The 17,761-nt window shown below is 60.6% G+C and carries 16 protein-coding genes; 14 read left to right on the top strand and 2 right to left on the bottom strand.

Features of this window, described 5'->3' with window-relative positions; all coding sequences use genetic code 11:
- Window positions 1–41 precede the first annotated feature (41 nt).
- The 13 genes from nuoC (at window position 42) to ASE80_RS27515 (ending at window position 14,712) form a co-directional block, all read left to right on the top strand.
- The gene (gene nuoC / locus ASE80_RS27575; RefSeq protein WP_056861695.1) at window positions 42–1,826 is read left to right on the top strand and encodes an NADH-quinone oxidoreductase subunit C/D; all 1,785 of its coding nucleotides are present in this window, start codon (window positions 42–44) and stop codon (window positions 1,824–1,826) included.
- A gap of 2 nt (window positions 1,827–1,828) precedes the next feature.
- On the top strand, window positions 1,829–2,326 hold the full coding sequence (gene nuoE, locus ASE80_RS27570; RefSeq protein ID WP_056861694.1) for an NADH-quinone oxidoreductase subunit NuoE: 498 nt from the start codon (window positions 1,829–1,831) through the stop codon (window positions 2,324–2,326).
- Complete coding sequence (nuoF, locus tag ASE80_RS27565) at window positions 2,323–3,678, top strand: NADH-quinone oxidoreductase subunit NuoF (protein ID WP_017137516.1); 1,356 nt, start codon at window positions 2,323–2,325, stop codon at window positions 3,676–3,678. Before nuoE ends, nuoF begins: the two co-directional genes overlap by 4 nt.
- Window positions 3,679–3,813: 135 nt before the next feature.
- On the top strand, window positions 3,814–6,528 hold the full coding sequence (nuoG, locus tag ASE80_RS27560) for an NADH-quinone oxidoreductase subunit NuoG (protein ID WP_056861693.1): 2,715 nt from the start codon (window positions 3,814–3,816) through the stop codon (window positions 6,526–6,528).
- The gene (gene nuoH / locus ASE80_RS27555; RefSeq protein ID WP_017137518.1) at window positions 6,525–7,532 is read left to right on the top strand and encodes an NADH-quinone oxidoreductase subunit NuoH; all 1,008 of its coding nucleotides are present in this window, start codon (window positions 6,525–6,527) and stop codon (window positions 7,530–7,532) included. Before nuoG ends, nuoH begins: the two co-directional genes overlap by 4 nt.
- 11 nt (window positions 7,533–7,543) lie before the next feature.
- The gene (gene nuoI / locus ASE80_RS27550) at window positions 7,544–8,092 is read left to right on the top strand and encodes an NADH-quinone oxidoreductase subunit NuoI (RefSeq protein WP_003174725.1); all 549 of its coding nucleotides are present in this window, start codon (window positions 7,544–7,546) and stop codon (window positions 8,090–8,092) included.
- Between the two features lie 9 nt (window positions 8,093–8,101).
- Window positions 8,102–8,605 carry an NADH-quinone oxidoreductase subunit J gene (gene nuoJ / locus ASE80_RS27545; RefSeq protein WP_017137519.1) on the top strand — a complete coding sequence of 168 codons (504 nt, stop codon included), beginning with the start codon at window positions 8,102–8,104 and terminating at the stop codon, window positions 8,603–8,605.
- Between the two features lie 2 nt (window positions 8,606–8,607).
- A complete protein-coding gene (nuoK, locus tag ASE80_RS27540) occupies window positions 8,608–8,916 on the top strand; it encodes an NADH-quinone oxidoreductase subunit NuoK (RefSeq protein WP_017137520.1) in 309 nt (102 codons plus the stop codon).
- Window positions 8,913–10,766, top strand: a complete 1,854-nt coding sequence (gene nuoL / locus ASE80_RS27535) for an NADH-quinone oxidoreductase subunit L (protein WP_017137521.1) — start codon at window positions 8,913–8,915, stop codon at window positions 10,764–10,766. Before nuoK ends, nuoL begins: the two co-directional genes overlap by 4 nt.
- A 49-nt stretch (window positions 10,767–10,815) precedes the next feature.
- On the top strand, window positions 10,816–12,348 hold the full coding sequence (gene nuoM, locus ASE80_RS27530; protein WP_017137522.1) for an NADH-quinone oxidoreductase subunit M: 1,533 nt from the start codon (window positions 10,816–10,818) through the stop codon (window positions 12,346–12,348).
- 7 nt (window positions 12,349–12,355) lie between these two features.
- A complete protein-coding gene (gene nuoN / locus ASE80_RS27525; protein WP_017137523.1) occupies window positions 12,356–13,819 on the top strand; it encodes an NADH-quinone oxidoreductase subunit NuoN in 1,464 nt (487 codons plus the stop codon).
- Window positions 13,820–14,057: 238 nt separating this feature from the next.
- A complete protein-coding gene (locus ASE80_RS27520) occupies window positions 14,058–14,408 on the top strand; it encodes a hypothetical protein (protein ID WP_056861883.1) in 351 nt (116 codons plus the stop codon).
- A complete protein-coding gene (locus ASE80_RS27515) occupies window positions 14,398–14,712 on the top strand; it encodes a helix-turn-helix domain-containing protein (RefSeq protein ID WP_017137525.1) in 315 nt (104 codons plus the stop codon). The genes ASE80_RS27520 and ASE80_RS27515 overlap by 11 nt, the downstream gene beginning before the upstream one ends.
- Window positions 14,713–15,028: 316 nt before the next feature.
- On the opposite strand, the gene ASE80_RS27510 is transcribed toward ASE80_RS27515, so the two are convergent.
- Window positions 15,029–15,781 (bottom strand): outer membrane beta-barrel protein, encoded by a 753-nt coding sequence (locus ASE80_RS27510; protein ID WP_056861692.1) that lies wholly within the window; start codon window positions 15,779–15,781, stop codon window positions 15,029–15,031.
- Window positions 15,782–15,905: 124 nt separating this feature from the next.
- Entirely contained in the window at window positions 15,906–16,739 is an 834-nt protein-coding gene (locus ASE80_RS27505) for an arylamine N-acetyltransferase family protein (RefSeq protein WP_056861691.1), read from the bottom strand.
- A gap of 120 nt (window positions 16,740–16,859) precedes the next feature.
- On the opposite strand from ASE80_RS27505, the gene ASE80_RS27500 reads away from it, so the two are divergent.
- A complete protein-coding gene (locus ASE80_RS27500) occupies window positions 16,860–17,096 on the top strand; it encodes a DUF6555 family protein (protein WP_017137532.1) in 237 nt (78 codons plus the stop codon).
- Window positions 17,097–17,761: the final 665 nt, after the last annotated feature.

Raw genomic sequence — 17,761 nt, 5'->3', positions numbered from 1 at the left:
CTGGCTTCATTCTTTACGTTGACCGAAAGCGATAAAAAACCATGACTACAGGCAGTGCTCGACGCATCCCGCCTTATAAGGCAGACGACCAGGATGTGGTTGTCGAACTCAATAACCGTTTTGGCCCTGACGCCTTCACCGCCCAGGCCACACGCACCGGCATGCCGGTGCTGTGGGTGGCGCGGGCCAAGCTCGTCGAAGTCCTGAGCTTCCTGCGCAACCTGCCCAAGCCGTACGTCATGCTCTATGACCTGCATGGCGTGGACGAGCGTCTGCGCACCAAGCGTCAAGGTTTGCCGAGCGGTGCCGATTTCACCGTGTTCTACCACTTGATGTCGCTGGAACGTAACAGCGACGTGATGATCAAGGTCGCGCTGTCCGAAAGCGACTTGAGCATCCCGACCGTCACCGGTATCTGGCCGAATGCCAGCTGGTACGAGCGCGAAGTCTGGGACATGTTCGGTATCGACTTCCCGGGCCACCCGCACCTGACGCGCATCATGATGCCGCCGACCTGGGAAGGTCACCCGCTGCGCAAGGACTTCCCTGCGCGCGCCACCGAATTCGACCCGTTCAGCCTCAACCTCGCCAAGCAACAGCTTGAAGAAGAGGCTGCACGCTTCCGTCCGGAAGACTGGGGCATGAAGCGCTCCGGCACCAACGAGGACTACATGTTCCTCAACCTGGGCCCGAACCACCCTTCGGCTCACGGTGCCTTCCGTATCATCCTGCAACTGGACGGCGAAGAAATCGTCGACTGCGTGCCGGACATCGGCTACCACCACCGTGGTGCCGAGAAGATGGCCGAGCGCCAGTCCTGGCACAGCTTCATCCCGTACACCGACCGTATCGACTACCTCGGCGGCGTGATGAACAACCTGCCGTACGTGCTGTCGGTCGAGAAGCTGGCCGGTATCAAGGTGCCGGACCGCGTCGACACCATCCGCATCATGATGGCCGAGTTCTTCCGCATCACCAGCCACCTGCTGTTCCTGGGTACTTACATCCAGGACGTTGGCGCCATGACCCCGGTGTTCTTCACCTTCACCGACCGTCAACGCGCCTACAAGGTCATCGAAGCCATCACCGGTTTCCGCCTGCACCCGGCGTGGTACCGCATCGGCGGTGTGGCCCACGACCTGCCGAACGGCTGGGAGCGCCTGGTCAAGGAATTCATCGACTGGATGCCCAAGCGTCTGGACGAGTACCAAAAGGCTGCGCTGGACAACAGCATCCTCAAGGGCCGTACCATCGGCGTCGCGCAGTACAACACCAAAGAAGCCCTGGAATGGGGCGTCACCGGTGCCGGCCTGCGTTCGACCGGTTGCGACTTCGACCTGCGTAAAGCGCGCCCGTACTCGGGCTACGAGAACTTCGAGTTCGAAGTACCGCTGGCGGCCAATGGCGATGCCTACGACCGTTGCATCGTGCGCGTCGAAGAAATGCGCCAGAGCCTGAAGATCATCGAGCAGTGCATGCGCAACATGCCAGCCGGCCCGTACAAGGCGGATCACCCGCTGACCACGCCGCCGCCCAAAGAGCGCACGCTGCAGCACATCGAAACCCTGATCACGCACTTCCTGCAAGTTTCGTGGGGCCCGGTGATGCCGGCCAACGAATCCTTCCAGATGATCGAAGCGACCAAGGGTATCAACAGTTATTACCTGACGAGCGATGGCGGCACCATGAGCTACCGCACCCGGATTCGTACCCCAAGCTTTGCCCACTTGCAGCAGATCCCTTCGGTGATCAAAGGCGAGATGGTCGCGGACTTGATTGCGTACCTGGGTAGTATCGATTTCGTTATGGCCGACGTGGACCGCTAAGCATGAACAGCACGCTTATCCAAACAGATCGTTTCACCCTGAGTGAAACCGAGCGCTCGGCCATCGAGCACGAGCTGCATCACTACGAAGACCCGCGCGCGGCGTCGATCGAAGCCTTGAAGATCGTCCAGAAGGAACGTGGCTGGGTGCCGGACGGCGCCCTCTACGCCATCGGCGAAATCCTCGGCATCCCCGCCAGCGACGTTGAAGGGGTGGCCACGTTCTACAGCCAGATCTTCCGTCAGCCGGTCGGCCGCCACATCATTCGCGTGTGCGACAGCATGGTCTGCTACATCGGCGGCCACGAATCGGTGGTCAGCGAGATCCAGAACAAGCTGGGCATCGGCCTTGGCCAAACCACTGCGGACGGCCGCTTCACGCTGCTGCCGGTGTGCTGCCTGGGCAACTGCGACAAGGCGCCGGCGTTGATGATCGACGACGACACATTCGGTGACGTGCAGCCTGCTGGCGTCACCCAATTGCTTGAGGGCTACCCATGACCCTTACATCTTTCGGCCCGGCCAACCTGATCAAGCGTTCGCCTGAGACCCACCCGCTGACCTGGCGCCTGCGTGACGACGGCGAGCCGGTATGGCTCGACGAGTACCAGGCCAAGAACGGTTACGCGGCGGCGCGCAAGGCCTTCGCCGACATGGCTCAGGACGATATCGTCCAGACCGTCAAAGACGCCGGCCTCAAAGGTCGCGGCGGTGCAGGCTTCCCCACGGGTGTGAAGTGGGGCCTGATGCCTAAGGACGAATCCATCAATATCCGCTACCTGCTGTGCAACGCGGACGAGATGGAGCCCAACACCTGGAAAGACCGCATGCTGATGGAGCAACTGCCCCATCTGCTGATCGAAGGCATGCTGATCAGCGCCCGCGCGCTGAAAACCTACCGGGGCTACATCTTCCTGCGTGGCGAATACACCACCGCCGCCAAGCACCTCAACCGTGCCGTGGAAGAAGCCAAGGCCGCAGGCCTGTTGGGCAAGAACATCCTCGGTTCGGGTTTTGACTTCGAACTGTTCGTGCACACCGGCGCCGGGCGTTACATCTGCGGTGAAGAAACCGCACTGATCAACTCCCTCGAAGGCCGCCGCGCCAACCCGCGCTCCAAGCCGCCCTTCCCTGCCGCCGTCGGCGTGTGGGGCAAGCCGACTTGCGTGAACAACGTTGAAACCCTGTGCAACGTGCCGGCGATCATCGCCGACGGCGTTGACTGGTACAAATCGTTGGCGCGCGAAGGCAGCGAAGACATGGGCACCAAGCTCATGGGCTTCTCCGGCAAGGTCAAGAACCCTGGCCTGTGGGAGCTGCCGTTCGGCGTCACCGCACGCGAGCTGTTCGAGGACTACGCCGGTGGCATGCGCGACGGCTACACCTTGAAAGCCTGGCAGCCAGGTGGCGCCGGTACCGGTTTCCTGCTCCCCGAGCACCTCGACGCACAAATGTATGCCGGCGGCATCGGCAAGGTCGGTACCCGTATGGGCACTGGCCTGGCGATGGCGGTGGACAACACCGTGAACATGGTTTCGTTGCTGCGCAACATGGAGCAGTTCTTTGCCCGTGAATCCTGCGGCTTCTGCACCCCGTGCCGTGACGGCTTACCCTGGAGCGTCAAGCTGTTGATGGCGATCGAGAACGGTGAAGGCCAGCCAGGCGACATCGAGACCCTGCTGGGTCTGGTCGGTTTCCTCGGCCCAGGCAAGACCTTCTGTGCTCACGCACCGGGCGCCGTGGAGCCATTGGGCAGCGCAATCAAATACTTCCGCTCGGAGTTCGAAGCCGGCATCGCGCCTGTCAGCGCCGCCGTCCCGCCTCTGGCAAGGCCGATCGTAGTCGGCGCGTAACGCTTTAAAAGGCGAAGGGTCCGTGCCCTTCGCTTTCTCATGGGCTGACGCCGTAAAGGCTGTGTTGATGCCCATGAATAACAAGATTCCATTAGCCACGCCCGCTGACAACGGGCCAACGAAGAACTTTGAACCATGGCCACTATCCACGTAGACGGCAAAGCGCTCGAAGTCGATGGGGCAGACAACCTGTTACAGGCATGTCTCTCACTAGGCCTCGACATCCCGTATTTCTGCTGGCACCCCGCGCTTGGTAGCGTTGGTGCCTGTCGCCAGTGCGCGGTCAAGCAGTACACCGACGAGAACGACACCCGTGGTCGTATCGTCATGTCCTGCATGACCCCAGCCACCGACAACACCTGGATCTCCATCGAAGATGAAGAATCCAAGGCGTTCCGCGCCAGTGTCGTCGAATGGCTGATGACCAACCACCCGCATGACTGCCCGGTCTGTGAGGAAGGCGGTCACTGCCACCTGCAAGACATGACGGTGATGACCGGCCACAACGAGCGCCGTTATCGCTTCACCAAGCGCACCCACCAGAACCAGGACCTCGGCCCGTTCATTTCCCACGAAATGAACCGCTGCATTGCCTGCTACCGTTGCGTGCGTTTCTATAAAGACTACGCCGGCGGCACCGACCTGGGCGTCTTCGGCGCCCACGACAACGTGTACTTCGGTCGCGTTGAAGACGGCGTGCTCGAAAGCGAGTTCTCCGGCAACCTCACCGAGGTCTGCCCGACCGGTGTGTTCACCGACAAGACTCACTCCGAGCGCTACAACCGTAAGTGGGACATGCAGTTCTCGCCGAGCATCTGCCATGGCTGCTCCAGCGGTTGCAACATCTCCCCGGGCGAGCGCTACGGCGAACTGCGTCGCATCGAAAACCGCTTTAACGGTTCGGTCAACCAGTACTTCCTGTGCGACCGTGGCCGTTTCGGCTATGGCTACGTCAACCGCGAAGACCGCCCACGCCAGCCGCTGTTGGCCGGTGGCGCCAAGCTGAGCCTGGACGACGCGCTGGATAAAGCCGCCGACCTGCTGCGCGGCCGCAACATCGTCGGTATCGGTTCGCCGCGCGCCAGCCTCGAAAGCAACTACGCGTTGCGCGAGCTGGTGGGTGCCGAGCACTTCTACTCCGGTATCGAAGCCGCTGAGTTGGAGCGCATCCGTCTGGTCCTGCAAGTGCTGAACGACAGCCCGCTGCCAGTGCCGAACATGCGCGACATCGAAGACCACGATGCGATCTTTGTCCTCGGCGAAGACCTGACCCAGACCGCCGCGCGTATTGCGCTGTCGCTGCGTCAGTCGGTCAAAGGCAAGGCCGAAGACATGGCCGACGCCATGCGTGTTCAGCCCTGGCTTGACGCCGCGGTAAAAAACATCGGCCAGCACGCGCTGAACCCGCTGTTTATCGCAAGCCTGGCTGAAACCAAGCTCGACGACATCGCCGAAGAATGCGTTCACGCAGCGCCGGATGACCTGGCCCGCATCGGTTTCGCCGTGGCCCACGCCCTCGACGCCAGCGCGCCTGCTGTCGACGGCCTGGACACTGAAGCCGTTGAACTGGCCCAGCGCATCGCCGACGCCCTGCTCGCGGCCAAGCGCCCGTTGATCATTGCCGGTACCTCGTTGGGTTCCAAGGCACTGATTGAGGCTGCTGCGAATATCGCGAAGGCCTTGAAGCTGCGCGACAAGAACGGTTCCATCAGCCTGGTCGTGCCGGAAGCCAACAGCCTTGGCCTGGCCATGCTCGGTGGCGAGTCCCTGGACGCGGCCCTGCAAGCGGTGATCGACGGCAATGCCGACGCCATCGTGGTGCTGGAAAACGACCTGTACACCCGCACCGATTCGGCCAAGGTCGACGCTGCGCTGGACGCCGCCAAAGTACTGATCGTGGCCGACCACCAGAAGACCGCCACCAGCGAGCGTGCCGACCTGGTACTGCCAGCCGCCACCTTCGCCGAAGGCGACGGTACGCTGGTCAGCCAGGAAGGCCGCGCCCAGCGTTTCTTCCAGGTGTTCGACCCGAAATACATGGACGCCAGCATCCTGGTTCACGAAGGCTGGCGCTGGCTGCATGCCCTGCGCGCCACTCTGCTGAACCAGCCAATCGACTGGACCCAGCTCGACCACGTAACGGCTGCCGTCGCCGCAAGCGCGCCGCAGTTGGCCCGTATCGTCGACGCTGCACCGTCCGCCGCGTTCCGCATCAAGGGCATGAAACTGGCCCGTGAACCGCTGCGTTACTCCGGTCGTACCGCCATGCGCGCCAACATCAGCGTGCACGAACCGCGTACCCCGCAAGACCCGGACACCGCGTTCGCCTTCTCCATGGAAGGTTACTCGGGCTCGGTCGAGCCACGTCAGCAGGTGCCATTTGCCTGGTCGCCGGGCTGGAACTCGCCGCAAGCCTGGAACAAGTTCCAGGACGAAGTCGGTGGTCACATCCGCGCTGGCGACCCGGGCACCCGCCTGATCGAAAGCACCGGTGACGCGCTGAACTGGTTCGCTGCAGTACCGCGTCCGTTCAACCCGGCCCAGGGCACCTGGCAGGTTGTGCCGTTCTTCCACCTGTTCGGCAGCGAAGAAACCTCTTCCAAAGCCGCGCCGGTGCAAAGTCGCATTCCTGAAGCCTACGTGTCAGTGGCCAAGTCCGAAGCCGACCGCCTGGGCGTCAACGACGGTGCCTTGCTCAGCCTGAACGTGGCCGGCCAGACCCTGCGTCTGCCGCTGCGTATCAACGATGAGTTGGGTGCTGGCCTGGTTGCACTGCCTAAAGGCCTGGCGGGTATTCCGCCTGCGATTTTCGGCAAAACCGTTGACGGTCTGCAGGAGGCAGCGCAATGACTTGGTTCACGCCGGAAGTAATTGACGTGATCATTTCGGTGGTCAAGGCCATCGTGATCCTGTTGGCCGTAGTCGTTGCGGGCGCCCTGCTCAGCTTCGTCGAACGTCGCCTGCTGGGCTGGTGGCAGGACCGTTACGGTCCGAACCGCGTTGGCCCATTCGGCATGTTCCAGATCGCCGCCGACATGCTGAAAATGTTCTTCAAGGAAGACTGGACCCCACCGTTTGCCGACAAGGTGATCTTCACCCTGGCACCGGTCGTGGCCATGAGTGCCTTGCTGATCGCCTTCGCGATCATCCCGATCACCCCGACCTGGGGCGTGGCGGACCTGAACATCGGCTTGCTGTTCTTCTTCGCCATGGCCGGTTTGTCGGTCTACGCGGTGCTGTTCGCCGGTTGGTCGAGCAACAACAAGTTCGCCCTGTTGGGCAGCTTGCGGGCCTCGGCCCAGACCGTGTCCTACGAAGTGTTCATGGGCCTGGCGCTGATGGGCATCGTGGTGCAGGTCGGCTCGTTCAACATGCGCGACATCGTCGAGTACCAGGCGCAGAACCTGTGGTTCATCATTCCGCAGTTCTTCGGCTTCTGCACCTTCTTCATTGCTGGCGTCGCCGTGACTCACCGTCACCCGTTCGACCAGCCGGAAGCGGAACAGGAACTGGCTGACGGTTACCACATTGAATACGCCGGCATGAAATGGGGCATGTTCTTCGTTGGCGAGTACATCGGCATCATCTTGATCTCGGCCCTGCTGGTCACGCTGTTCTTCGGCGGCTGGCACGGTCCGTTCGGCATCCTGCCGCAGTTGGCGTTCTTCTGGTTCTTCCTGAAGACCGCGTTCTTCATCATGTTGTTTATCCTGCTGCGCGCTTCCATTCCGCGTCCACGATACGACCAGGTGATGGATTTCAGCTGGCGCTTCTGCCTGCCGCTGACCCTGATCAATTTGCTGGTGACGGCTGCCGTTGTGTTGTTGAACACGCCAGCCGGCGCGGTTCAGTGAGGATTTGACCCATGTTCAAATATATTGGCGACATCGTTAAGGGTACCGGTACCCAGTTGCGAAGCCTGGTGATGGTGTTCGGTCACGGCTTTCGCAAACGCGACACCTTGCAATACCCGGAAGAAGCGGTGTACCTGCCGCCGCGTTATCGCGGCCGTATCGTACTGACCCGCGACCCCGATGGCGAAGAGCGTTGTGTAGCCTGCAACCTGTGCGCCGTAGCGTGCCCGGTGGGTTGCATCTCCCTGCAGAAAGCTGAAACCGAAGACGGTCGCTGGTACCCGGACTTCTTCCGCATCAACTTCTCGCGCTGCATTTTCTGCGGCCTCTGCGAGGAAGCTTGCCCGACCACCGCGATCCAGCTGACACCGGATTTCGAGATGGCCGAGTTCAAACGTCAGGACCTGGTGTACGAGAAAGAAGATCTGCTGATCTCTGGTCCCGGTAAAAACCCTGATTACAACTTCTATCGTGTTGCAGGTATGGCCGTTGCCGGTAAGCCCAAGGGCGCCGCACAAAACGAAGCCGAGCCGATCAACGTGAAGAGCTTGCTGCCTTAAGGAAGAAAGATGGAATTCGCTTTCTATTTCGCGTCCGGTATTGCAGTGGTGTCCACGCTTCGCGTGATCACCAATACCAATCCTGTGCACGCCCTGCTCTACCTGATCATTTCGTTGATCGCCGTGGCCATGACGTTTTTCAGCCTCGGCGCACCGTTCGCCGGTGTGCTGGAAGTGATCGCCTACGCCGGCGCCATCATGGTGCTGTTCGTGTTTGTGGTGATGATGCTCAACCTGGGGCCGGCTTCGGTCGCCCAGGAGCGCGTCTGGCTCAAGCCCGGCATCTGGCTCGGCCCGGTCATCCTGGCAGCCCTGCTGCTGGGTGAACTGCTGTATGTGCTGTTCGCTCACCAGAGCGGCCAGGCCATCGGCCACACCACCGTAGACGCGAAAGCCGTGGGCGTCAGCCTGTTCGGCCCGTACCTGCTGGTGGTCGAACTGGCTTCGATGCTGCTGCTTGCGGCAGCCATCACCGCCTTCCACTTGGGCCGCAACGAAGCCAAGGAGCAATGACGATGCCTGCTATCCCTTTGGAGCATGGTCTGGCGGTCGCCGGCATCCTGTTCTGCCTTGGCCTGGTCGGCCTGATGGTTCGCCGTAACATTCTGTTTGTGTTGATGAGCCTGGAAATCATGATGAACGCCGCCGCACTGGCGTTCGTTGTTGCAGGTAGCCGATGGGCGCAGCCGGATGGGCAAGTCATGTTCATCCTGGTGATCAGCCTGGCAGCCGCCGAGGCCAGTATTGGCCTGGCGATCCTGCTGCAACTGTATCGTCGCTTCCACACGCTTGATATCGACGCTGCCAGTGAGATGCGCGGATGAACATGATCTTTCTGACTTTCGTATTTCCCCTGATCGGTTTCCTGCTGCTGTCGTTCTCCCGTGGACGCTGGTCGGAAAACCTGTCTGCCCTGATCGGTGTGGGTTCCATTGGCCTGTCGGCCATCGTGGCCGCCTACGTCATCTGGCAATTCAACGTGGCGCCGCCGGAAGGCGGTCACTACACCCTGGTGCTGTGGCAGTGGATGTCGGTGGACGGCTTCAAGCCCAACTTCGCCCTCTACGTCGACGGCCTGTCGATCACCATGCTCGGCGTTGTGGTGGGTGTAGGCTTCCTGATCCACCTGTTTGCGTCCTGGTACATGCGCGGTGAAGCGGGCTACTCGCGCTTCTTTTCGTACACCAACCTGTTTATCGCCAGCATGCTGTTCCTGGTCCTCGGCGATAACCTGTTGTTCCTGTACTTCGGCTGGGAAGGCGTGGGCCTGTGCTCGTACCTGTTGATCGGTTTCTACTACAGCAATCGCAACAACGGTAACGCGGCACTCAAGGCCTTTATCGTCACCCGTATCGGCGACGTGTTCATGGCCATCGGCCTGTTTATCCTGTTCCAACAGGTGGGCACGCTGAACATCCAGGAACTGCTGGTGCTGGCACCGCAGAAATTCCAGGTCGGCGACTTCTGGATCACCCTCGCAACCCTGATGCTGCTGGGCGGCGCCGTGGGTAAATCCGCGCAACTGCCGCTGCAAACCTGGCTGGCGGACGCGATGGCCGGTCCTACGCCGGTGTCGGCGCTGATCCACGCCGCAACCATGGTGACTGCGGGTGTCTACCTGATCGCACGTACCCACGGCCTGTTCACCCTGGCGCCGGAAATCCTGCACCTTGTAGGGCTGGTCGGTGGTGTGACCCTGGTTCTGGCGGGCTTTGCCGCGCTGGTGCAGACCGACATCAAGCGTATCCTCGCCTACTCGACCATGAGCCAGATCGGCTACATGTTCCTGGCCCTGGGCGTCGGCGCCTGGGACGCGGCGATCTTCCACCTGATGACCCACGCCTTCTTCAAGGCCCTGCTGTTCCTTGCCTCCGGTGCGGTGATCGTTGCCTGCCACCACGAGCAGAACATCTTCAAGATGGGCGGCCTGTGGAAGAAACTGCCGTTGGCCTACGCCAGCTTCATCGTCGGTGGTGCCGCCCTGGCAGCCCTGCCGTTGGTGACCGCAGGCTTCTACTCGAAAGATGAAATCCTCTGGGAAGCCTTCGCCAGCGGTAACCAGAACCTGCTGTATGCAGGCCTGGTGGGCGCGTTCATGACCTCGCTGTACACCTTCCGCCTGATCTTCATCACCTTCCACGGTGAAGCCAAGACCGAAGCACACGCAGGCCACGGCATCTCCCACTGGTTGCCACTGTCGGTGCTGATCATCCTATCGACCTTCATCGGCGCCATGATCACCCCGCCTCTGGCCGGTGTACTACCGGAAAGCGCCGGCCATGCCGGTGGCGCCGCCAAGCACAGCCTGGAAATCGCCTCGGGCGCCATCGCCATCGCCGGTATCCTGCTGGCCGCCCTGCTGTTCCTCGGCAAGCGTCGCTTTGTGACGGCGGTGGCCAACAGTGGCATAGGTCGCTTCCTCTCGGCCTGGTGGTTCGCCGCCTGGGGCTTCGACTGGATCTACGACAAACTGTTCGTCAAGCCTTACCTGGCCATCAGCCACGTACTGCGCAAAGACCCGCTCGACCAGACCATCGGTTTGATCCCGCGCGCCGCCAAGGCCGGTCACACCGCCCTGAGCCGCAGCGAGACCGGTCAACTGCGTTGGTATGCAGCCTCCATGGCCATCGGTGCCGTGCTGGTGATCGGCGCCATCGTTGTGGTAGCGGTCTGACTATGAACCTTTTGAACTTTGCGAACCTGCGAAAGGAAACGAGCCTGTCATGATTCTGCCCTGGCTAATCCTGATCCCCTTTATCGGCGGCCTGCTCTGCTGGATGGGTGAACGCTTCGGCGCCACCCTCCCCCGCTGGATTGCGTTGCTGACCATGTCCCTGGAACTCGCGCTCGGCCTCTGGCTGTGGGCCCACGGTGACTATTCATTCGCTCCGGCACCGGGTGTCGATCCCACCTTCGCGCTTGAATTCAAGCACGTGTGGATCCAGCGCTTCGGCATCAACGTGCACCTGGCCCTCGACGGCCTGTCGCTGTTGATGATTTTGCTGACCGGCTTGCTGGGTATCCTCTCGGTACTCTGCTCCTGGAAAGAAATTCAGCGTCACGTGGGCTTCTTCCACCTGAACCTGATGTGGATTTTGGGCGGTGTTGTCGGCGTGTTCCTGGCGCTGGACCTGTTCATGTTCTTCTTCTTCTGGGAAATGATGCTGGTGCCGATGTACTTCCTCATCGCGCTCTGGGGCCACAGTTCTTCGGACGGCAAGAAAACCCGGATCTACGCGGCGACCAAGTTCTTCATCTTCACCCAGGCTTCCGGCCTGATCATGTTGGTGGCGATCCTGGGTCTGGTACTGGTCAACTTCAACAACACCGGCGTGATTACCTTCAACTACGCCGACCTGTTGAAGACCAAGATGTCCCTGACCACCGAGTACATCCTGATGCTGGGCTTCTTCATCGCCTTTGCGGTGAAGCTGCCGGTGGTGCCGTTTCACTCCTGGCTGCCTGACGCTCACGCCCAGGCGCCGACCGCAGGTTCCGTCGACCTCGCCGGTATCCTGCTGAAGACTGCTGCTTATGGTCTGCTGCGTTTCGCCCTGCCGCTGTTCCCGAATGCCTCGGCCGAGTTCGCGCCGATCGCCATGACCCTGGGTCTGATCGGGATCTTCTACGGTGCGTTCCTGGCTTTTGCGCAAACCGACATCAAGCGTCTGATTGCCTTCTCGTCCGTTTCCCACATGGGTTTCGTACTGATCGGCATCTACTCCGGCAGCCAGCTGGCGCTGCAAGGCGCGGTGATCCAGATGTTGGCCCACGGTGTTTCGGCCGCCGCACTGTTTATCCTCAGTGGTCAGCTGTACGAGCGCCTGCACACCCGTGACATGCGTGAAATGGGTGGCGTGTGGTCGCGCATCGCGTACCTGCCGGCCATCAGCCTGTTCTTCGCCGCCGCATCCCTGGGCTTGCCGGGCACCGGTAACTTCATCGGCGAGTTCCTGATCCTGATGGGTTCGTTCGTGCACACGCCGTGGATCAGCGCCATTGCTACCTCGGGCCTGGTGTTCGGTTCGGTCTACTCGCTGATCATGATCCACCGCGCCTACTTCGGCCCGGCCAAGTCCGACACCGTCCTGCAAGGGATGGATGCTCGCGAACTGATCATGGTGCTCGGCCTTGCGGTGCTGCTGATCTACATCGGTGTGTACCCGCAACCGTTCCTGGACACTTCTGCCGCGACGATGCATGGCGTGCAGCAGTGGATCGGCACCGCCTTCTCTCAACTCGCTTCGGCCCGGTAAGAGCGCTATGGAATTCACGATCCAACACTTTATCGCGCTTGCGCCGCTGCTGATTACCAGCCTCACCGTTGTGGCGGTGATGCTGGCAATCGCCTGGCGCCGCAATCATTCGCAAACGTTCCTGCTGTCCTGTGCCGGGCTTAACCTGGCCCTGCTGTCGATCATCCCGGCACTCAAGGTCGCGCCATTGGCCGTGACCCCACTGATGATGGTCGATGACTTCGCGCTGCTGTACATCGCGTTGATCCTGGTTGCCACCCTGGCCTGCGTCACCCTCGCCCACGCCTATCTCGGCGAAGGCGGCACCGGCTATCCTGGCAACAAGGAAGAGCTGTACCTGCTGATCCTGCTGGCTGCGGCCGGTGGCATCGTGCTGGTCAGCGCTCAGCACCTGGCCGGCTTGTTCATCGGTCTGGAACTGCTGTCGATCCCGACTTACGGCCTGGTGGCCTACGCCTTCTTCAACAAGCGCTCGCTGGAAGCCGGCATCAAGTACATGGTGCTGTCGGCTGCCGGTTCCGCGTTCCTGTTGTTCGGTATGGCCCTGCTCTACGCCGAAGCCGGCAACCTGAGCTTCACCGGTATCGGTCACGCCCTGGCGGCCACCAACATGCCCGCGCCGATTGCCCAACTGGGCCTGGCGATGATGTTGATCGGCCTGGCGTTCAAGCTGTCCCTGGTGCCGTTCCACCTGTGGACCCCGGACGTGTACGAAGGCGCCCCGGCGCCAGTGGCTGCATTTCTGGCCACCGCGTCGAAGGTTGCCGTGTTTGCGGTGATGGTGCGTCTGTTCCAGATCTCGCCTGCGGCCAACACCGGCGTGCTGAGCACCGTGCTGACCGTGATCGCCATTGCGTCGATCCTGTTCGGTAACCTGCTGGCCCTGACCCAGAACAACCTCAAGCGTCTGCTGGGTTACTCCTCCATCGCGCACTTCGGCTACCTGCTGATCGCCCTGGTGGCGAGCAAAGGCCTGGCCGTGGAAGCCATGGGCGTGTACCTGGTCACCTACGTGATCACCAGCCTCGGTGCATTCGGCGTGATTACGCTGATGTCCTCGCCGTTCAAAGGCCGTGACGCCGACGCCCTGTACGAATACCGCGGCCTGTTCTGGCGCCGTCCGTACCTGACCGCCGTGCTCACCGTGATGATGCTGTCCCTGGCCGGTATCCCGCTGACCGCAGGCTTTATCGGCAAGTTCTACATCGTGGCTACCGGTGTTGAAGCCCACGAATGGTGGCTGGTTGCCTCGTTGGTACTGGGCAGCGCCATCGGCGTGTTCTACTACCTGCGCGTGATGGTCACCCTGTACCTGATCGAGCCAAACCTGCGCCGCGTAGACGCCGAGCTGCATTGGGAACAGAAGGCAGGCGGCGTGATGCTGCTGGCCATCGCCCTGCTCGCGTTCTTCCTGGGCGTATACCCACAACCGTTGCTCACCCTGGTGCAGCACGCGGTGCTGGGCGTTTGATCGCTTAGCGTGACGCGGTAAACAAAACGGCGCCTTCGGGCGCCGTTTTGCGTTTCTGAGGGTCAGTTCTTTTACCTGCTCTTACTGTAGAAATTTCCTTCCTCCTCTACCTATTCGTCTGGCATCTACTCGCTGAAGGCGGCCTTATGGTGGTTGCGTTTTAGGAAAGTTCCCACAGCCCGGTCACTTGACCCAAGGCGCGTGGGCCACCACACTATACGCAGGCTACGTACAGAACATGGATGCTCTATTTATCGAATTGCCGGCCTTTGAACGGCATCGCAGGGACTATCTGAGTGACGAGCTATTCCAGGGCTTTCAACAGGAGTTGATGAAGAATCCGCAAGCGGGCGACGTCATCGAGGGAACCGGCGGGTTGCGCAAGGTCCGTTTCGTCGATGAGCGACGCAACAAAGGCAAACGCGGAGGCTTGCGGGTCATTTACTACTGGTGGTCGGGCGGCACGCAGTTCTGGTTATTCACCCTGTACGGCAAACACGAACAGGATGACCTTACCCCCAACCACAAGAAAGCCTTAAAACTCCTGCTGGACAGGGAAATCAAAGCGAGAACACATCATGAAACGTGAAATCTTTTCCGAACTGGTCGAAGGCTTCGACGCCCTGGCCGAAGAACGCCAAGGCAAAGTCACCCTGCGGACCCACAAGGTCCATCTCAACAACCTGGCCCCGCTGAGCGCCGAAGAAGTGGTGGCCGTGCGCCAACAACTCAACCTCTCGCGCTCGGTGTTCGCCATGTACCTGCGCACCAACGTGCGCACCCTGGAAAACTGGGAACAAGGCCGCGCCAAACCCAACGCCCAGGCCACCACCTTGATTCGGCTGGTGGCACGCTTTCCGGAAACCGTGGCGCAGCTTGCTGCACTAGGCTAAACAAGCACCTCGTGGTGAACCGGCTTGCAGTGCTGAACGGCTGGTTGTGGCGAGCGGGCTTGTTGTGGTGAGGAGGGTTTGTAGTAGCGCGGGCTTGTTGTGGCGAGCGGGCTTGCCCCGCGTTGGAGCGCGCAGCGCTCCCAGCAAAACACAAAGTCACCCCGCTCGTGGGCAATCCCAGACCCGATCGGCACAACCCCAAGCCGGTTATCACGTACGTACCAGGCAATCGGCGCGCTTTTTAATTCGCCAAACACCAGGGCTCGGGCGGGCAATCGAATGCGGGGCGTTGGCCGCCCCGCATTCAGGCGTGCGCTTAAAACGCGATACCGACTTTAAAACCGTACTCGTCGCGCTTGAGCTTGGTGTTGTCGGCGACATAGGAGTCGTCGTCGAGCTTGTATTCGGTGCGGGTGTAATACAGGCCCGCCATCACCGGCAAGTCACCTTTCTGGTTCATCAGCAGGCTGACTTCGGCGTACGGGTTGGTGCGGTCCTTGAGGTCCACCGTGTCGCTGCCCAGGCCATCGACCTTGAGCTTGGCCCGGCCATCAATGGTGCGGCGGGCACCGGCTTCGACGCGCAGGGTCATGTCATCGAACTGGTGGTTGTAACCCAGCGCGGCCTTGGCGAACGGCGATTTGTTGGTGAGCTTGACGTCGTAATCGTTGGTGTCCGGCTCGTAACGGGTCCAGCTGTAGCCACCACCGACGATCACGTCGACGAAGTTGCGCGCGTCCAGCGCGGCACGCCAGCCAAGGTCGAGGTCAGCCTGGCCTTCCTTGAGTTTATTGCTACTTTTTTCGCCGTATTTGGCTTCGATACCGGCTTGGTAAATAAAGCCGGACTCGGCGGTGAGCTTATTGCCGAAGTTGTAGAACAGGCCCGCTTCGGGCATGTGGTCCTTGTCGCTTTCGCTGCCACCTTCGAGTTTGAAGTCGTTATAGCTGCCCTGCAGGCCCAGGACGGAAATCGGGCCAGTCGGTGCGGCGGCGAACACCACAGCAGGCGCGGTGACCAGCGCCAGCAGCGAGGAACCCTTGAGGAATTTTCCGAATAGCTTGGACATCGTTTTACATCTCCTTGTCTGGTGAGCAAATTATTCAGGAAACGGTTCGAACCTCGGCGTTTGCCAAAGGTTCGAATTAATTTGCATCGACATGAAGGTAAAACGGTTCAGCGAAGGCTCTAGCTCAGGGCTCCCTGGAGTTTGCCACTACCAAGCCATCAAGGGCTTGGCGAAGTTTCGGATGCTTCGGCAAACGAATACCGAAGGTGCCCTGCAGCAATTCCAGTAACTCATCGGCACTTTCGACGACGCGTTTTTCGCTGGGCTGGTCAAGGCAATGAACTGCGTAATTGGCATTGGCCAAGGTATGCCGTTTACCCGGCGCCAACCGCGCCGCTTTCAGTTGCCCGACGAAAACGGAAGCCGGGTGCGTCGACACGTACCAATTGCCGATGGTGTAGTCGATATCGGCCTGCACTTGCAGGTCGAACACATATAAACCTCGCCATTCCTCGCCCACCTGCGCCCACAGGGTGTAATCGGCACCGTTGAAGGTCAGGCGATAAGGTTCATGGGCGGTGGCCTGGGGCACCTCGGTGTCCAGCTGCAACGGGCTGCTGGGCACCATGCCGCCGAAGCCGACATCGGTGACGTAACGCACGCCGTCCAGGGTCACCAGGCTCAGGCGATGGGTGCGCCCGGTGCGCGCATCAGGCGGCCCGCCCATCACCACCCAGCCGGTAAGCCCGCAGGCGTCGAAACCCAGCTCCTGCAACAGCGCCAGGAACAGGTAGTTAAGCTCGAAACAGTAACCGCCACGCCCGTCCAGCAGGACCTTTTGCTCAATGCTGGGCAGGTCGATCGGCACCGGTGAGTGCAGCAATGTCGACAGGCTCTCGAAGGCGAAGGTGCAGACGTGCCGCAACTGCAGGTCCTGCAGGGTTTTGAGCGTGGGCGGCGGGGCTGAGTCGTAGCCCAGACGCTGCAGGTAGAGCTGGCTGTGAGTCAATCGGGACATGGCGCGATCCTTGGGCGCGTGACGAGTGCGTCACTATGACGCGCCAGCGTACGACTTGTCATTTTGAGTGAACCTTTTTGAAAGCCCGCCTATCCATCTATAACAAGACAGGGAGGCAACATGAGTACCGCAAAAATCTACACCATTCACTATCAACTGCACGGTCAACCGAAATCCTTTGTGGTGCGCGCCGAGGTGATGAATAACGCTGAAGCGTGGCATTGGGCGGCGGTCGATGCCGATATTGCCCATGTCAGCCGCATAGGGCGCGTGGGGCATGAGCAGGTCAAGAAAACCACCCGGCCCTGGGCGGAGAAGTTTGGGATCAGCGAGGTTACCTGGGTGCCGCCCAAGTAGGTTTCGCTTGGATGTGATCAGGCCCCGCTTTTGCGGGGTTTGGTTTTTGGGGGTGTTGGTGGTGGTGTGCATATCCGTTATTTAGGTAACGGCGGCCTAGGGTTCCGCCCTGACGGCGGGTCACTTTTGCAAAGACGCAAAAGTAACCAAAAAGTCCTCGTCCCAACACTCGGTGCCTCGCTGTGGCTCGGCATGCCCTCAATCCGACAGTGATTTGGGGGGCGATTTCAGATCAAGATCAAGATCAAAAGCGCAGATCAAAAGACCGCTGACTTCGTCATCGAAAAGGATGTAAGGGCCAGAGCAACAGCAACAGCANGGGCGATTTCAGATCAAGATCAAGATCAAAAGCGCAGATCAAAAGACCGCTGACTTCGTCATCGAAAAGGATGTAAGGGCCAGAGCAACAGCAACAGCAGAGCCATACTCGGTCAAAGGTGGGAGCTTGCCTGCGATAGCATCAACCGGTTGTACCTGATGTACCGAGGTGTCTGCATCGCAGGCAAGCCAGCTCCCACAGAAAAGCAGATCCCAGGTGTATGCAAATCCGCTTTTCGCTTTTGATCCAACCACTCAGGTCGGCTTTCAGGCCGCCGTGCTGTAGATCTTGATCTTGATTTTGATCTGAGGCGCCCCGTCAACCACGATGGCCGAACGCAGGCTTG

It is taken from the genome of Pseudomonas sp. Leaf15, assembly GCF_001421425.1.
Taxonomy (GTDB): Bacteria; Pseudomonadota; Gammaproteobacteria; order Pseudomonadales; family Pseudomonadaceae; genus Aquipseudomonas; species Aquipseudomonas salomonii.
This window is presented reverse-complemented; position numbering and strand designations above follow the sequence as displayed.